This window comes from Mycobacteroides abscessus ATCC 19977 (assembly GCF_000069185.1).
In the GTDB taxonomy this organism is placed as follows: domain Bacteria; phylum Actinomycetota; class Actinomycetes; order Mycobacteriales; family Mycobacteriaceae; genus Mycobacterium; species Mycobacterium abscessus.
In genome coordinates this window covers 556,450-572,409 of record NC_010397.1, presented here as the reverse complement: position 1 = coordinate 572,409, position 15,960 = coordinate 556,450, and the positions used below count along the sequence as shown (strand labels likewise).

General features: G+C 64.6%; 18 protein-coding genes. 7 read left to right on the top strand and 11 right to left on the bottom strand.

All coding sequences use genetic code 11. The features are described from left to right. Positions 1-21: 21 nt before the first annotated feature. The 5 genes from rlmB to MAB_RS03030 are packed head-to-tail and all read right to left on the bottom strand — an operon-like array spanning position 22 to position 4,038. Positions 22-969, bottom strand: coding sequence for a 23S rRNA (guanosine(2251)-2'-O)-methyltransferase RlmB (gene rlmB, locus MAB_RS03050; RefSeq protein WP_005065566.1), 948 nt, complete (start codon positions 967-969; stop codon positions 22-24). After that, positions 959-2,398 carry a cysteine--tRNA ligase gene (cysS, locus tag MAB_RS03045; RefSeq protein ID WP_005113149.1) on the bottom strand — a complete coding sequence of 480 codons (1,440 nt, stop codon included), beginning with the start codon at positions 2,396-2,398 and terminating at the stop codon, positions 959-961. Before cysS ends, rlmB begins: the two co-directional genes overlap by 11 nt. An 11-nt stretch (positions 2,399-2,409) precedes the next feature. Next, on the bottom strand, positions 2,410-2,886 hold the full coding sequence (gene ispF / locus MAB_RS03040; RefSeq protein WP_005064989.1) for a 2-C-methyl-D-erythritol 2,4-cyclodiphosphate synthase: 477 nt from the start codon (positions 2,884-2,886) through the stop codon (positions 2,410-2,412). After that, a complete protein-coding gene (gene ispD / locus MAB_RS03035) occupies positions 2,883-3,560 on the bottom strand; it encodes a 2-C-methyl-D-erythritol 4-phosphate cytidylyltransferase (protein ID WP_074324290.1) in 678 nt (225 codons plus the stop codon). The genes ispF and ispD overlap by 4 nt, the downstream gene beginning before the upstream one ends. Then, positions 3,550-4,038: a CarD family transcriptional regulator gene (locus MAB_RS03030; protein ID WP_005064991.1), complete on the bottom strand. Its 489-nt coding sequence runs from the start codon at positions 4,036-4,038 to the stop codon at positions 3,550-3,552. The genes ispD and MAB_RS03030 overlap by 11 nt, the downstream gene beginning before the upstream one ends. 379 nt (positions 4,039-4,417) lie before the next feature. Between MAB_RS03030 and MAB_RS03025 the strand changes: the two genes are divergently transcribed. From MAB_RS03025 to radA, 4 genes are all read left to right on the top strand, one after another. Then, the gene (locus MAB_RS03025; protein WP_005092184.1) at positions 4,418-5,101 is read left to right on the top strand and encodes a copper chaperone PCu(A)C domain-containing protein; all 684 of its coding nucleotides are present in this window, start codon (positions 4,418-4,420) and stop codon (positions 5,099-5,101) included. A 76-nt stretch (positions 5,102-5,177) separates the two neighbouring features. Next, entirely contained in the window at positions 5,178-5,633 is a 456-nt protein-coding gene (locus MAB_RS03020) for an MmpS family transport accessory protein (protein ID WP_005085401.1), read from the top strand. 82 nt (positions 5,634-5,715) lie between these two features. Further along, a complete protein-coding gene (locus MAB_RS03015) occupies positions 5,716-6,081 on the top strand; it encodes an MmpS family transport accessory protein (protein ID WP_005085399.1) in 366 nt (121 codons plus the stop codon). A gap of 52 nt (positions 6,082-6,133) precedes the next feature. Next, the gene (gene radA / locus MAB_RS03010; RefSeq protein WP_005064995.1) at positions 6,134-7,555 is read left to right on the top strand and encodes a DNA repair protein RadA; all 1,422 of its coding nucleotides are present in this window, start codon (positions 6,134-6,136) and stop codon (positions 7,553-7,555) included. Here the strand turns inward: radA and MAB_RS25365 are convergent. Then, complete coding sequence (locus MAB_RS25365; RefSeq protein ID WP_005097725.1) at positions 7,545-8,093, bottom strand: PaaI family thioesterase; 549 nt, start codon at positions 8,091-8,093, stop codon at positions 7,545-7,547. The two genes, radA and MAB_RS25365, sit on opposite strands and share 11 nt — an antisense overlap. 49 nt (positions 8,094-8,142) lie before the next feature. On the opposite strand from MAB_RS25365, the gene disA reads away from it, so the two are divergent. Next, positions 8,143-9,228 carry a DNA integrity scanning diadenylate cyclase DisA gene (gene disA, locus MAB_RS03000; protein WP_012296331.1) on the top strand — a complete coding sequence of 362 codons (1,086 nt, stop codon included), beginning with the start codon at positions 8,143-8,145 and terminating at the stop codon, positions 9,226-9,228. On the opposite strand, the gene MAB_RS02995 is transcribed toward disA, so the two are convergent. The 3 genes from MAB_RS02995 to MAB_RS02985 all read right to left on the bottom strand — a co-directional run bounded on the left by MAB_RS02995 (position 9,225) and on the right by MAB_RS02985 (position 12,426). Then, on the bottom strand, positions 9,225-9,968 hold the full coding sequence (locus tag MAB_RS02995) for a hypothetical protein (protein WP_005085390.1): 744 nt from the start codon (positions 9,966-9,968) through the stop codon (positions 9,225-9,227). The two genes, disA and MAB_RS02995, sit on opposite strands and share 4 nt — an antisense overlap. Before the next feature lie 148 nt (positions 9,969-10,116). Then, positions 10,117-11,661 (bottom strand): LCP family protein, encoded by a 1,545-nt coding sequence (locus MAB_RS02990; protein WP_005092181.1) that lies wholly within the window; start codon positions 11,659-11,661, stop codon positions 10,117-10,119. Between the two features lie 150 nt (positions 11,662-11,811). Further along, a complete protein-coding gene (locus tag MAB_RS02985; RefSeq protein WP_005085383.1) occupies positions 11,812-12,426 on the bottom strand; it encodes a carbonic anhydrase in 615 nt (204 codons plus the stop codon). Between MAB_RS02985 and MAB_RS02980 the strand changes: the two genes are divergently transcribed. After that, the gene (locus MAB_RS02980) at positions 12,420-13,295 is read left to right on the top strand and encodes an HhH-GPD family protein (RefSeq protein ID WP_005113145.1); all 876 of its coding nucleotides are present in this window, start codon (positions 12,420-12,422) and stop codon (positions 13,293-13,295) included. The two genes, MAB_RS02985 and MAB_RS02980, sit on opposite strands and share 7 nt — an antisense overlap. Here the strand turns inward: MAB_RS02980 and MAB_RS02975 are convergent. Then, positions 13,292-14,248: a helix-turn-helix domain-containing protein gene (locus MAB_RS02975; RefSeq protein WP_005092179.1), complete on the bottom strand. Its 957-nt coding sequence runs from the start codon at positions 14,246-14,248 to the stop codon at positions 13,292-13,294. The two genes, MAB_RS02980 and MAB_RS02975, sit on opposite strands and share 4 nt — an antisense overlap. Before the next feature lie 62 nt (positions 14,249-14,310). Here MAB_RS02975 and MAB_RS02970 point away from each other — a divergent pair, with 62 nt between their 5' ends. Then, positions 14,311-14,523, top strand: coding sequence for a hypothetical protein (locus MAB_RS02970; RefSeq protein ID WP_005098680.1), 213 nt, complete (start codon positions 14,311-14,313; stop codon positions 14,521-14,523). Here MAB_RS02970 and MAB_RS02965 read toward each other — a convergent pair. Continuing rightward, positions 14,520-15,959: an alkaline phosphatase family protein gene (locus MAB_RS02965; RefSeq protein WP_005092177.1), complete on the bottom strand. Its 1,440-nt coding sequence runs from the start codon at positions 15,957-15,959 to the stop codon at positions 14,520-14,522. The two genes, MAB_RS02970 and MAB_RS02965, sit on opposite strands and share 4 nt — an antisense overlap. Position 15,960: the final 1 nt, after the last annotated feature.

Genomic DNA, 15,960 nt, shown 5'->3' with positions numbered 1-15,960 from the left:
TGTCATTTCGGCAAAAGATGCTCAGCGGCGCTGGCGGGCGATCTCCGCGAGCACTACCCCTGCGGCCACCGACGCATTCAACGATTCGACGGGCCCTGCCATCGGAATCGACACCACGGCGTCGCAGGTCTTGCGGACCAGCTGCGACAGCCCCTTGCCCTCCGACCCCACCACGACAGCGATATCGCCCACGCCGTCGAGGTTGTCGAGCTCGGTGTCGCCGCCGGCGTCAAGTCCGACAATGGTGATGCCCTTGTCCTGCCAATCCTTCAGGGTGCGGGTCAGATTCGTGGCACGCGCGACAGGAAGACGTGCCGCGGCACCCGCACTGGTGCGCCAGGCAACGGCGGTGACCGACGCACTGCGACGCTGGGGGATGACGACGCCATGACCACCGAAGGCAGCCACGGAACGCACGATGGCACCGAGATTACGTGGGTCCGAGATGTTGTCCAGCGCTACCAACAGCGCGGGCTGTGCCTCCGCACGAGCGCGCGCCAGCAGGTCGTCGGGATGCGCGTACTTGTACGGCGGGATCTGCAACGCAAGGCCCTGATGTAATCCGTTGGTGCTCATGCGGTCCAGATCGGGACGCGGCACCTCCAGGATCGCGATGCCGGCGTCGGCGGCCAGCGCCACCGATTCGGTCAGCCGCTCATCGTTGTCGGCGCCGACGGCCACATACAGCGCCGTCGCCGGGACACCGGTACGCAGGCACTCCAGCACCGGGTTGCGGCCCAGCACCATCTCGGCCTCATCGCCCTGCTTGAGCCGGCGCTGCTTGGCGTCCGCGATTTTCCTTTGGACGGCAGCACGCTTGGCGGCGGGATGTTTGGTGCGCTGCTCCGCCGGAGGCGTCGCCCCCTTGCCCTCCAGCCCGCGGCGGCGCACGCCGCCCGAGCCGACAGTGGGGCCCTTTTTGGTGCCGGGCTTACGTACCGCGCCGCGGCGCTGCGAATTACCTGCCATGATGGTACTGCTCTTCGTCGCTACTGGTAAGGGTCCATTGCGGGCCATCGGCCGTGTCGGTGATCTCCAGACCCGCGCGCTTGAGCCGATCTCTGATCTCGTCGGCCAGTGCCCAGTTCTTTTCTGTCCGTGCCGTTTCGCGCCGCTGTAGCTCCGCTGTCACCAATACGTCGACCGCGTTCAGCGCGGCAGAGGTCTCATCGCGGGTCTCCCAGCGCTCATCAAGCGGATCGCAACCGAGAATCGACATCATGGCCCGAATGCTGGCCGCCGCCGACAGCGCACCCTCGTGATCACCGGCATCGAGCGCCCGGTTTCCATCGGCCCGGGTGGAATGCACCTCGGCCAGCGCGATCGGCACCGAGAGATCGTCGTCCAGGGCTGCGGCGAACGCCGGCGTCCAGGTGCCCACCGGCACGTCTCCGACGCGGATCCGTACCCGATGCAGAAAGTCTTCGATACCGCAATAGGCCTTCACCGCATCGGCGAGCGCGGTCTCGGAGTACTCGAGCATCGAACGGTAGTGCGCGCTACCCAGGTAGTAGCGTAGTTCGACTGCCCGAACACGTTGCAGCACAGCCGGAATGGACAGCACGTTGCCCAGCGACTTGCTCATCTTCTCACCGCCCATGGTGACCCAGCCATTGTGCATCCAGTAACGGGCGAACCCGTCCCCGGCCGCACAGCTCTGCGCAATTTCGTTCTCATGGTGCGGGAAGACCAAATCCATTCCACCACAGTGGATATCGAAGCTAGGTCCGAGATATGTGCGCGCCATCGCTGAGCATTCCAGGTGCCACCCGGGACGACCCGGACCCCACGGCGTGGGCCACGACGGTTCACCGGGCTTGGCGCCCTTCCACAAGGTGAAGTCACGCGGATCGCGTTTTCCGGTGGCAACCCCCTCGCCCTGATGGACATCGTCGATCTTGTGCCCGGACAATTGCCCGTATTCGGGATAGCTCAACACGTCGAAGTAGACGTCGCCGCCGCCCTCTCTGAGGTCCCGGTAGGCGTGTCCTCTTTCTATGAGCCGATCGATCAGCTCGATCATCTGGGTGATATGCCCCGTGGCGCGCGGGGACACCGAGGGCGGCAGCACCCCGAGGGACTCGTACGCCTCGTCGAAGGCGCGCTCGTATGTCGCTGCCCATTCCCACCACGGCCGGCCGGCATCGGCCGCCTTGTTCAGGATCTTGTCGTCGATGTCGGTGACGTTCCGGACAAACAAAACGTCATAAGCGCGGGCGCTGAGCCAGCGGCGCAACACATCGAAGGCCACACCGCTGCGCACATGTCCGATATGGGGCAGACCCTGCACGGTTGCCCCGCACAGGTAGATGGAGACGGTCCCGGGCTGCAGCGGCACGAAGTCACGCACGGCACCCACACGGGTGTCGTACAGCCGAAGCGGAACGTGACCGGTCACGACCAGCGAGCTTACAGCGCTGTGACGAGCGCCGTTGCCACCGCGGCCAACCCTTCGCCGCGTCCGGTCAGACCCAGCCCGTCGGTGGTGGTTGCCGATACCGAAACCGGTGCCCCGATCAGGCCGGAAAGCAGCTCCTGCGCCTCAGCCCGGCGCGGACCCACCTTCGGCCGATTGCCGATGACTTGCACCGCGGCATTACCGATCTGGAAGCCATTGTCGTGCAGCAGGTCCCGCACGTGACTCAGCATCTTCGCACCGCTGACGCCCGTCCACTCGGGACGTCCGGTACCGAACACCGCACCAACGTCGCCCAGCCCGGCCGCGGACAGCAGGGCATCACAGAGCGCATGCGCGGCAACGTCCCCGTCGGAGTGTCCTTCGCATCCGTTCTCATCGGAAAAGAGCAGTCCCAGCAACCAACAGGGCTTGCCCTCCTCGATGGGGTGCACATCGGTACCGATGCCCACCCGGGGCAATGCGTTCATTGGACGCCTTCCGTAGCACCGAGAATCGCCTCGGCCAATGTCATGTCGAGTGTCGTGGTGATTTTGAAGGCCAACCGGTCGCCTTCCACCACGTGAACCCTCTCACCGATCTGCTCAACCAGTGCGGCATCATCTGTGGCGATATCACCTGCGGCCGCGTACGCACGCCTGAGAACGTCGGCGGCGAAGCCCTGTGGGGTCTGTACGGCGCGCAGGCCCGCCCGGTCGGGAGTGCCGATCACGTCACCGTGAACGTCGATCGATTTGATGGTGTCCGCGACGGCAACCGCCGGAATGACAGCGCCGCGGCCCGTACGCAGCTCTGCGACGATGCGGGCGATCATGTCCGGAGGGGTCAACGGACGCGCGGCATCGTGAACCAGAATCCAGTCGGCCGCATCCACGGCGGCCAAACCGGCCCGCACCGAGTCGGTGCGCTCGGCACCGCCCTGCACAACGGTGGCCCCGGAGCCCACCAGGGCAGCGGCCCTCTCGAGCTGATCGGCACCGACCACGACCACTACCTCGTCCACGGCCCCGGATGCGAGCAGGCCGTCCACACAACGCTGAAGCATGGTCCGGCCGCCGACACTCACGAAGGCCTTCGGGGTATTTGCACCCAGCCGCACACCGAGACCGGCGGCCGGAACGATCGCCGCGGTCCTACGAGGCAGCTGCGAGCACCTCGTCGAGGATGGTGTCGGCCTTGGCCGCGTTGGTGTTCTCCGCAAGCGCGAGCTCGCCGACCAGGATCTGACGGGCCTTGGCCAGCATGCGCTTCTCGCCCGCGGACAGACCACGTTCCTGCTCGCGACGCCACAGGTCGCGCACAACCTCGGCGACCTTCTTCACGTCACCGGAGGCCAGCTTCTCCTGATTGGCCTTGAAACGACGGGACCAGTTGGTCGGTTCTTCGGTGTGCGGCGCGCGCAGCACCTGGAACACCGTGTCCAGACCTTCGCGTCCCACCACGTCACGGACACCGACATATTCGGCATTTTCCGCAGGGACACGCACCGTCAAATCGCCTTGGGCAACCTTCAGGACGAGATACTCTTTCTGCTCGCCTTTGATGGTTCGGGTCTCGATCGCTTCGATCAGCGCTGCACCGTGATGTGGATAGACAACGGTGTCTCCGACCTTAAATATCATCTTGTTTCGTGCCCCTTTCGATACCCAATTCTAACACGGCGTATCTCGACGTGCTCACCAACGGTGCAGGTCAGGGGCACTCCAGGTGAACCCCCGGGGTTGACATGGTGACTTTTTCGTGCATCCGGCAACCCTCGCGAGCCCTGCCGGAGAGCCCATAAACCAGTCCCCACGAGCGGTAATCCAGGTCACATCGGTTGCCCGACGGCAGACTGGGACACCGGACGCGGCCTTATCCGGAGCGTCTTCGGGCACGCCGCTCGTCCCGGGTGCCCCACTGTTTTAGTCGAGGCGAGGGACCTACTACTGTCTATAGGACATATCGGCCGCAGGTGGTTTCCGGACCCGTCCGGAGCCGCTTCGAATCAGGGAGATGCCTGTGTTTCGCACCCGGTCCCGGCGCAGCACCACTCGCGTTACGACACTTCTCGGCGCCGCCGTGTTGGCGACTGCTCTGACCGGCTGCGGTGCCGGCCAGATCTCGCAGACCGCGAACCAGTCGTCGGCGATCAACGGTGGCAGTGCCAACCTCGGCAAGCTGGCACTGCGCAACATTCACCTCGTCGGAAATTCCGACCCGGTCAAGCAGCGTGCCGGACAGAAGGCAGAGCTGGTTCTGGTCATCGCGAATGAATCCGCGGATATCAGCGACAAGCTCACCTCCATCACCTCGCCCGACGAGATCGGCAAGGTCACGCTGAGCGGTGACAGCGACATCCCCGCCACCGGGCGTTTGTTCGTCGGCTCGGCCGAGGGCCAGGAGCCTCCCGCCGAGGCGAAGGCCCCTGAGACCGCCGCTCCGGAAGCCGGCAGCACGGAGATCACCACGGCCGTGACCCCGGCGCCAGAAGCCAAGCCGCAGGCCTCTTCTGATCCGGCGATCAAGCACGGCAAGGCACAGCTGACACTGACCAAGGATCTGGCCGACGGACTGACCTACCGGTTCACGTTCACGTTCGAGAAGGCCGGAGAGGTCACCGTCGCGGTGCCTATCGACGCGGGGCCCAACGCCCCCCGCCAGCACACCATCGACGGCGGCGGCCACGAGGGTGGCGAGCACTAGCACAGTCGTATCGCGAGGGCCTGGAACGGCGATCTGCCGTCCCGGGCCCTCGCGTTTTTCGTGCTAGCTTGCGCCCATGAAACGGCTCTTCACCTGCGTGGTGGCGGTGGCCACGATCGGCGCGATGCTCAGTGCCCCGGTCGCCCACGCGGTGCCCCGCACCGTGACGTACCGGGTCTGGGCAGAATACGGCCCGTTGGTCGCGGCAACCATCGGCTACAACGATGCCGATGGTGCCCGCCGTGGCGCGATGAACCCACAGTTGCCGTGGGGCAAGGACATCACGTGGACCGATGACACCAAACATCCACTCATCAACGTCACCGGGTACAACACCGGAGATGGTCCGCGCATCTACTGCCAGATTCTCATCGACGGGCAGGTGGTCGACGAGGACGACCGGGTGGATCTGGCCACCTGCAGCTACGCCACCGATGGTGTGCCCCGGGAACATTGCCAGCGCGGCAACTCCGGCTCGGTGGTCGGGATATTGAGCAAGGTGGACGGCGACCCATGCAGCCGCAATCCCTGACTCCCACGGTGTGACGATTCAGCCCCTTTGCCCACCCCTGCGTGATAACTTCCGGCGCAAAGCCGAGAACCGGGAGGACACCGTGAAGCGAACGTTGGCGGCGGCAACTGCGGCGACCGCAGTCATGAGTCTGGTCCTTCCCGCGACCGCCCAGGCCGCACCTCCCAAGGTGACCTACCTGGTGTGGGCGGCAGGCAAGACACCCGAGGCCGGCACCATCAGTTACGGCGACTACTCCGGGACGCCCCAGGCCGTCAACGACGTTAAGTTGCCGTGGTCGGTGACGGTGGCCTGGCCATACAAGGACACCGTCAAGCAGGTGACGGCCATCTGGGGTTCCGGACACATCTACTGCCGGATTCTGGTGGACGGACAAACCGTGCTGTCCAACGACGGCGAGAAGACCGTGAACTGCCAGGACCGCATCGTCCCGCTGCCTCCCGACTGAACACGGCGGTAGGTTGACTCGACTTGTCACACCCGACGGCTAACGTCGCGGTGTGGCCAAACCCCGCGCGCAATATCGCTGTTCGGAATGTCAGCACACCACCGCCAAATGGGTTGGTCGCTGCCCCGACTGCGGCACCTGGGGCAGCGTCAGCGAAACCGCGGTGTTGTCCTCCATCGGCGGTCTGGGCGCGGTTCGCGCGGTAGCGCCAGCCTCGGCGGCGGTGCCGATCACCAGCATCGCGACCGATACCACCCGGCATCAGCCCACCGGCGTCTCCGAGCTGGACAGAGTGCTCGGTGGCGGCCTCATCCCCGGCTCGGTCAATCTGCTCGCCGGCGAGCCGGGAGTCGGGAAGTCAACCCTGCTGTTGAAGGTCGTCCATCAATGGGCCGCCTCCGGCGGGCGAGCCCTGTACATCAGCGGTGAGGAGTCCGCGGCTCAGGTCCGGTTGCGGGCCGAACGCACCGGCTGCGTGCACGACGAGGTCTACCTGGCTTCGGAATCGGACCTGCACAGCGTGCTCGGACACATCGAGGCAGTCAAACCCACACTGGCGATTATTGATTCGGTACAGACCATGTCCACGACCGACGCCGACGGCGTAACCGGCGGTGTGACTCAGGTGCGCGCGGTGACTACGGCACTGACCATGGCCGCCAAGTCGTCGGGTGTGGCAATGGTGTTGGTCGGGCATGTCACCAAGGACGGCGCAATCGCCGGCCCGCGGTCACTGGAACATCTCGTCGATGTGGTGTTGCATTTCGAGGGCGACAAACATTCCGCGTTGCGGATGGTGCGCGGTATCAAGAATCGATTCGGTGCCGCGGACGAAGTCGGTTGCTTTCAGCTACGGGACAAGGGAATCGAGTGTGTTTCCGACCCCTCTGGGCTTTTTCTGGAGCATCGCGAGAAGGCGGCGGCCGGTACCGCGGTGACAGTCACCCTCGACGGCAAGCGGCCACTGCTCGGTGAGGTGCAATCCCTTGTCACCACGTCGACCAACCCATCACCCCGGCGTGCGGTGAGCGGCCTCGATCACGCACGCTCGGCGATGGTCACCGCCGTGCTGGAACGGCATGGGCGACTTCCCTTGGGAAACAACGATATCTACATGGCGACAGTGGGCGGCATGCGCATGACCGACCCGTCGGCCGATCTAGCCATTCTGATGGCAGTGGCATCCGCGTACACCGATATAGCGTTACCCGCCAATATGGTTTTCATCGGCGAGGTTGGGCTGGCGGGCGATATCCGCCGCACCGCCGCCGTGGGCAAGCGCATCTCCGAGGCCGCCCGGCTCGGCTACACGCACGCGGTGATTCCCCCCGAAGGCGACGACCTGCACCCCGCCGGTATGCACCTGCTGCGTTGCCCGACGGTGGGCAGGGCCCTCGAAGTGCTCTCCGAAGCACGCAAGATCGAACCGGAAAAGCGCCCAAATCTGCGCTTGGCGCAACAATTTACGGACTGATACCCAGGGTCCGTGAAGCACCCTCGCCATAGTGGGCGTCCGGATCGATGATCACGAAGATGCCCTGCGAGCTGGCCACCAGTTCTCCATCGATATGCGCGCTCGCAGTGGTGTAGAGCTTACGTCCGGTCCGGCCTTCGACGGCGGCGGCCAAATCCACCGTCGAACCAACCGGAATCGGCTTGCGATAGTCGATCTCCAAATGTGCTGTTACAGCAATCAATTGAGTGACGATGCCTAAAATGCCCTGCAACTCATCGAAAATCGCAGCCATCACACCGCCGTGAATGACGCCCGGCCCACCCTCGAGTTCGGGCAGCACCTCAAACTGACCGGTCACTGCGGCACCCGCACCGGCAAAGAACCGCGTGCCCCATAGGTCTGCGTCGGTGCCTGGATGACTGAACCTGCGCGGCCAACCCGGGTTCAACTCCAGGCCCGGAGCGGGCGCTTGTGGGCCGCGACTAACCGGCTCTAGCCCCTCGGGCAACATCCGGTGCTGCCGGTCTTCGCCCGAGCGGCTCATCCACGTCGACATGACCACGTAATCTAACTGCGGCGAACCGAGCCTGGAGAGGAGGGGCATGATGGACAACGCGGAAGCCAACGCACGAATGCGGGAAACCCTGGCCCGATTGGCGCCGGGCACACCCCTGCGCGACGGCCTGGAACGCATTCTTCGTGGTCGCACCGGGGCGCTGATCGTGCTCGGCTACGACGACAAGGTGGAGAGCATCTGCGACGGCGGCTTCTCGCTGGACGTCGCGTTCGCTCCCACCCGGCTTCGCGAACTGTCGAAGATGGACGGCGCCGTGGTGTTGTCCACGGATGGCTCGCGCATCGTGCGCGCCAATGTGCAGCTGGTGCCCGATCCGTCCATTCCGACGGACGAATCCGGCACCCGGCACCGCTCCGCGGAACGCACCGCCATACAGACGGACTATCCCGTTGTGTCTGTGAGCCATTCGATGAACATCGTGAGCGTGTACACCGCCGGAATCCGCCACGTCGTCATGGATTCGGCCACGGTTATGTCACGGGTAAACCAGGCGGTCTCGACCCTCGAGCGCTACAAAACCCGGCTGGACGAGGTGACCTCGTCGCTGTCCACCGCCGAGATCGAAGACTTCGTGACGCTGCGCGACGTCATGACGGTGGCGCAACGTCTGGAGCTGGTGCGCCGGATCAGCCAGGACATCGAGCTCGATGTCATCGAGCTCGGCACAGACGGTCGCCAGCTCAAGCTACAGATCGGCGAGCTGGTCGGCGATAACGACACCGAACGTGAGTTACTGGTCAGGGACTATCACGCCAATCCCGAACCACCTACACAAGCGCAGATCGCCTCGACACTGGAGGATCTGGACGCGCTCTCCGACACCGACCTGCTGGACCTCACGGTGCTCTCGCGTACGTTCGGATACCCGTCCACCGTCGAAGCCCAGGACACCGCCATGAGCTCCCGTGGCTACCGGGCCATGACACACATCCCGCGGCTTCAGTTTGCGCACATCGACAGGCTGGTGCGGGCATTCGGGTCCTTGCAAGGACTATTGGCCGCCAGCGCGACCGATCTGCAGTCGGTGGAAGGCATCGGGGCGATGTGGGCCCGACACATCCGTGAGGGCCTGTCCCGGCTTGCCGAGTCGACGCTTACCGAGCAGACCGGCTAGGCCGGTGGCCCTGCCGGCGGCGGCGCGTCGGCCGGCTTCTCGCCGATGATGAAAGGCACTGGTGCACTGCGTAGGTCACCAAGCTGCACCACCAACGAATAAGTTCCCGGGCCGATTGCCGGGCGTGGCAGCGGGCAGTTGGGTGCGGAACCCATTCCGGTCCAGGTGACCTCGGTGGTCACCTGCTCACCGGGATTGAAGCTCTTGATCGACGATTCCTGTGACGGAGCGCAGTCCAAGTTCGCCCAGATCCGCTTGTTGTCCACGCTGAAGACGGAGGCGGCCAACACCGCTGCCCCCACATCGCGCTTGCATTGCACCAGGCCGATATTGGTGACCACCATGGTGAACTTGGGCTGCTCACCCGCCAGGTAGCTGGGCTTGTCGGTCGAGGCCTTCACCGCGAGCGTCGCGTCGGGGCAGTCGTCCCCGGGGTTCAGCGCCACCGGCGGCACCAACTCCGGCTTGGCGATCGGCGGCCCGTCATGAACCGGAGCCTCCGCTGGTTTGTCGGCGGGCTTGTTGATCTCATTGGGCGGCAAGATGACCGGCTTGCCGGCGGGGGCGGCGGATTCGGCGGGCTTCTCGGCAGCCTTTGTATCGGCTCCGGCACTGCCGCCGACCAACGCGAAGATCACCGCCGCAACGATGGCGACCACGACCACCACCACGCCGATCGCGAGCGCGCGGCGCCGCCAATAGATCTCAGAAGGCAGCGGGCCTGAAGGGTGCATGTCCATCACGATTCAACGGTAAGCGCAGGTCACTTTGGGATGGCCGACCTCGCTCGGCGTGTCGGCGAGCTACACACACGTCACAGTGCTATTTGGGGGCTATTGGGGCTATTTTTTGGGGGGGCTACCGGAGCGTGCTTTAAGGTCGTCCGGGCTAGTTCACGCAAGGGACGCCGCTGTTGCTGCTGACCACGGGCTTTCCCGAGTCCGGCGGCGCATAGTCTCCGGACGCCCCCGAACTGGACGAGCTGGACATCGAGCTCGCGGTCCCGCTGTCCTCAGCGCTCAGGACGTCACTGGGCGCGGAGTACCCGGTGCCCAACATGACGCGAATTCGTCCGGGCGCCAACGTGGGATCCGCGACGGGCTCTGTCTCGATACCCAACATGGTGGACATCGCCTTGGCATCCGCGTCGGCGCCGACACCGTAATCGATGGCGGTGCCGGTTGATTCGCCACTCAGCGGATCCCGCACATCGCCCTTGGTATAACCACGGCTGACCAGTGCAGATGACACCGTCGATGCCAGGCCGGATGTAGAGGTGGCGTTCACGACATCGACGGTGCTGGTTGGTGTCGTCGCGGCGGAGGCGGGGGCGGCGTCCTCGCCCTTGAACGCGGCTGCCACCTTGGCCCGAATCGCTACCGGGTCCACGATATTGACGTCCGCACCGTTGATGTTGTCGTATCGCACCACGGGCAGCGTCTGGAAGTTCACGTTGCCGTCGGCGATCTGCCCGAGGCGCTGGAACTGCTTCTCGGTCCAGCCCTTCGAAAGCACGACATCCTTGTGGACGACGTTCATCAGCCCGTTCAGCTTGGTGATGTCGGTAAGGGTGCCCGCATTGCGGAGCTGCTGCATCACCGAGATCAGAAACGCCTGCTGACGGTGGGTGCGGTCCAGATCGCCGTTTTCCAGCCCATGACGCTGACGTACAAACGCCAGGGCCTGGGAGGCGTTGAGGGTCTGTTCCCCGGCGGGGAAGTTGGCACCCGAGTAGCTGTCGTAGACGGCGTTGTTCAGGCAGACGGTGATGCCGCCGAGCTCGGAAGCCAGGTCATAGAAGCCGACCAGGTTGACCTCTGCGAAGTAATCGATGGGCTGACCGGTCAGCCGGTGTACGGCATTGAGCGTGGCGCGCCGACCGGCCTCACGGCTCTGCTGCTCCAGCGTCGCTTGGTCGGTGATGCCCTCGTTGACGAGCTTGTCCGCCTCATTGGCCTTGGTGAGGCCATAGGCTTCCTTGATCTTGATGTGCTTGTAGCCGGGTATGCCTTCTGCGGGCACCCAGTCATCACGAGGGATCGAGAACGCGGTGACCTTGTTGTCCGCGCCCACGTGCACCAGGATCAGGGTGTTGGTGTTGTAGCCACCGGCATCCGAATCGCCCGCGTGCAGCTGGTTCAGGACCGCCCTGGGCAGGTCGTTGCCGTCTTGGTCCTTCCGCGAGTCCAGACCGATCAGCAGCATGTTCATGGAGCCGTCGCTGGACTTGCCGCCCTCGGCCTCCGCTCCGGAGGTGGGCACATGACTGAACGCCTTGTAGAAGACCTGCCAGCCCGCACCGGTTACTACCAAACTGCCGCAGGCCAGCAGCGCGAAAATGGTCCGCGCGGCCGCGGTTTTACTAACTGACCAGCGCTTATTCGATTTAGGTAGTGCGTGTTTTGGCCGCCTGCGACCCGTGTCGCGGCTCATCAGTCGCCACCCCCGCGTGGCAGCAACGTACACACCGAACTACCCATCCCTCCCCCAGAGAAATCTGCATTCGTTCTAATTCTCCCATCACAGGCGTCAAGATGCCATGTGATGTTTGCCGAAAGCGCCTTGACCTGGGGTTTTATATCTCTACTCGCCGATATCGCCGACGTGGCCGTGGAGCACGACGCGTCCGTCGGCCAGTTTGTAGGTCAGATACACAATGGCCAGCTTCTTGGCCTTGACCGCATCAGCCACCACCTGCGAACGCTGCAACAACTTGGTGCCGGTCTCCTCGACATGACGGGCCTCGAACTCATCGACCCGCGACAACCCGTCCTTGCGCCCGCCCAGGATCGAGGGCATCACCCGCACCACCAAATCCCGGATATATCCACCCGGAACCTCACCGGTATCCAGCGCATCGAGCGTGGCCCCCACCGCACCACAGGAGTCATGACCCAAGATCGCGATCAACGGCACCCCCAAAACCGCCACCGCATACTCAATAGAACCGAGCACAGCCGAGTCGATCACCTGACCGGCAGTACGCACGATGAACATATCGCCCAGACCCTGATCGAAAATGATCTCCGCAGCCACCCGGCTATCCGAGCACCCGAACAACATGACCTGCGGGTTCTGACCATTGGCCAACTCCGCCCGCCGCGTAACGCTCTGACTCGGATGCTGCGGAAAACCCCCGACAAAACGCTGGTTACCCTCTTTGAGTGCCTTCCAGGCGGACTTCGGATCAGATGCCATACCCGACATTGTGCCCTGAGGAACTTTTGGGCTGGTTCGATGTTGCCGAACGGGATCTGCCGTGGCGCCGGCCCGAGGCGACACCGTGGCACATCCTCATCAGCGAGGTGATGCTGCAGCAAACGCCCGTGTCCCGGGTCGAGCCGGTGTGGCGCGAATGGGTAGCGCGGTGGCCGGTTCCGTCCGCGATGGCGAAAACCTCTGTGGCAGAGGTCTTACGCGCATGGGGAAAGCTCGGCTATCCCCGCCGCGCCATGCGTCTGCACGAGTGCGCGACGGTACTGGCCCGCGACTACGACGACCAGGTGCCCGGCGACGTAGAGACCCTCTTGACACTCCCCGGCGTCGGCGCTTATACGGCTCGCGCCATCGCCTGTTTCGGATACGGACAGCGAGTTCCTGTGGTGGACACCAATGTTCGCCGCGTCATCGCAAGGGTGGTGCACGGCGTCGCCGACTCGGCGCCCTCGGCACGCGACCTGCGCGACGCCGAGGCACTATTACCAACAGAGAACGGTGCCCGCTTTTCGGCGGCACTCATGGAGTTGGGCGCCCTGGTATGCACGGCCCGCACCCCGCAATGCCCGATGTGTCCGCTGAGCTCTTGCGCATGGCATGAGGCGGGCCAGCCCCCGCTGGATGCCCCGGCACGCCCCGTACAGAAATACGCCGGTACCGATCGTCAGGTGCGTGGGCGGCTACTGGATGTTCTGCGCGGCAGCAGCATTCCGGTGACGAGGGCCCAACTCGACGTGGCGTGGCTCTCCGATATCACGCAGCGTGACCGGGCGCTGGATTCGCTTCTGGTCGACGGGCTGGTGGAACAGACGGCAGACGGCCGGTTCGCGCTGGCCGGCGAGGGCGGCTAGCGCGCGGCTACCGCAAAGGCCTTGCGGTAATCGGTGGGCGTGATGCCCACACCGCGCCGGAAGTGATGGCGCAACAAGATCGCGGTGCCAAAACCGCTGCGCGCCGCCACGGTATCGATGTCCAGGCCCGTCTCCTCCAGCAGCCGGCGGGCCCGCAGCACCCGCTGGTCGATGATCCAGCGCATCGGCGTCACACCGGTCTGATCGGTGAACTTGCGCGCAAATGTGCGGGTCGACATATGCACGCGCGCCGCAAGTTCCGCCACCGTATGGGACTGGTCGATATTCTCGATCAGCCAGTCGCACAATTCTCCGAATCCATCGGCCACCATGTCAGGAACCGGCTGCGGGATGAATTGACGCTGACCACCGGCACGTTGGGGCGGCACCACCATGCGGCGCGCGATCCTGTTGGTGATCTCGCTGCCCAGCTCACGACGCACCAAATGCAGACAGGCATCGATGCCCGCAGCGGTCCCGGCGCTGGTGATCAGATCACCGTCGTCCACGAACAGCACGTCCCGATCCACTGTCGCCGTTGGGTATTGGCGAGCCAGTGTGTCGGTGTACATCCAATGCGTGGTGCAGCGCCGACCGTCCAACAGGCCGGCCGCACCGGCGATGAAGGCGCCCGAGCAGACGGTCAGGATGGTCGCGCCCCGCTCCGAGGCGGCCCGCACCGCGTCAAGCGCCTCCTGCGGATAGCCCTCGGTGAACGGACGTGCCGGAAGCGCAACCAGATCCGCATCGGCCAGACCCTCAAGTCCGTGATCGGGGATCAATGACGCTCCGACGGTGGTCCGCAAAGGCACGCCGGGTTCCACGCCGCACACCCGGAAGTCGAAGTTCGGGACGCCGTCTCGAGCGCGGTCGATACCGAACACCTCGCAGATGACGCCGAACTCGAATACGGCCACCCGATCGAGCACCAGCGCGGCAACCGAACGCAACATGGCTGAATATTATCGAAGGTCGTCAATTCCGCCACTGTTGGCGCGATATTTATCCGAACACAATGAGCGCCATGGCCATTATCGCCGCCACCCTCGTCATGTTGTCGCCCTTCGCCCTGGCGATCGCACTCAGCTGGATCGCCCGGCGCAACAAGACATTCCGGATTCATCTCGATCAGTTCCGGATTGCCGCGCCGATGGGTGGCACGTTCGCCGAGGATCGCGATCTGGAGCGGCAACGGCATGAAATGGAAGCCATCCGGACGCGCTACTAGCGGCGTGGGTACCGCCGCGGACGCGAGCCCGGTTCTTGAACCGGGCTGGTCTGCGGCGCTGGCGGTATCACCGGCGGCGGCCGGGTGTCCGTACGATCGGCGGCCGCAACCACCGCAGCGGTGTCCGGCAACTCCGGCGCCGGCCGCACCGGGCTGTCGAACCCGAAGGCCGAGAGCAGATTCCCAAATGTTTTGCGCCTCCACCCCGAGATGTTCGGCTCGCGCACACCCGTGAACTCTTCAAGGAATCGCAGTACCGAGGTGTGGTCAAAGGACTCGCCGGCCACCCACCCGCCGACCGACCACGGCGAAATCACGATGGCCGGCACCCGGAATCCGCCGCCTATCGGCACACCCTTGACCCACTCTCCGGGAGTACCGGGCGGCGGCGTCGGCGGCACCACGTGGTCGAACAGGCCATCGTTCTCGTCGTAGTTGAGGATGAATACCGTCTTGGCCCACACCTCGGGGTTGGCGGCGATCGCGTCAATCTTGCTCGCGATGTACGCCGCGCCATCGGCCGGCCGATAGTCCGGATGTTCACTCGCGGTGCTCGTCATGATGAGCCAGGACACCGCGGGCAATCTTCCCGCTCGCGCGTCGTCTTCGAACTGCGTGGCACGTACGGGGGCTATCCCCTTGTCGTATAAGGGTTCCCCGGGTCTACTCCGCTGAAAGCGGCTGAATAGCTTCAACACATTGCAGCCGCCGTAGTCGTCCTCTTCGGCATACACGCGCCAACTCACACCGGCGGCCTCCAGCCGTTCGGCGTAGGTGGTCCAGCCATAGCCACCGGACACGGGGGTATTCCGGATGATCGGGCCGCCGTGCGCGGCGTCGGGATCGATGGTGCCGGTCATCCACATCATCCGGTTGGGCCAGGTGGGCCCCATCACCGAGGAGTGAAAGTTGTCGCAGACGGTGAACGCCTCGGCGAGCGCGAAATGAAAGGGAATGTCCGCCCGCTCGTAATAGCCCATCACATACGGGTAATGCTCACCGTCGGCCTTGCGATGAGCAGCCATCCAGTTGTCCATCTTCCCGTGGTTCCACGAGTCGTGCTGCACCGACCAGGCGTGACTGGTCGTGGGGATCTTCTGCACGCTGTTCACCGCGGTGTCGAGGTGGAAGGGCAGCAAGTAACCGTCGGGGTTCTGCGGGTCGGGCTGATGGAAGACGGATTTACCTGTCGAGAGGGTGACGGCGGTCGGGTCGTCAAAGCCCCTGACACCGGACAGGGTGCCGAAGTAATGATCGAAGGACCGGTTCTCCATCATGAGGACCACCACGTGCTCGACGTCCCTGAGCGAACCGCTTCTGGGTGCCGGCTGGGCCAGGACACGCTGGAGGTTGGCGGGCATGAGCGAGACGGCGGCACTGAACGCCGCGGTGCCCGCCGCCGACGTGAGCAGGCGGCGGCGGGTCAGCGGGCTCATC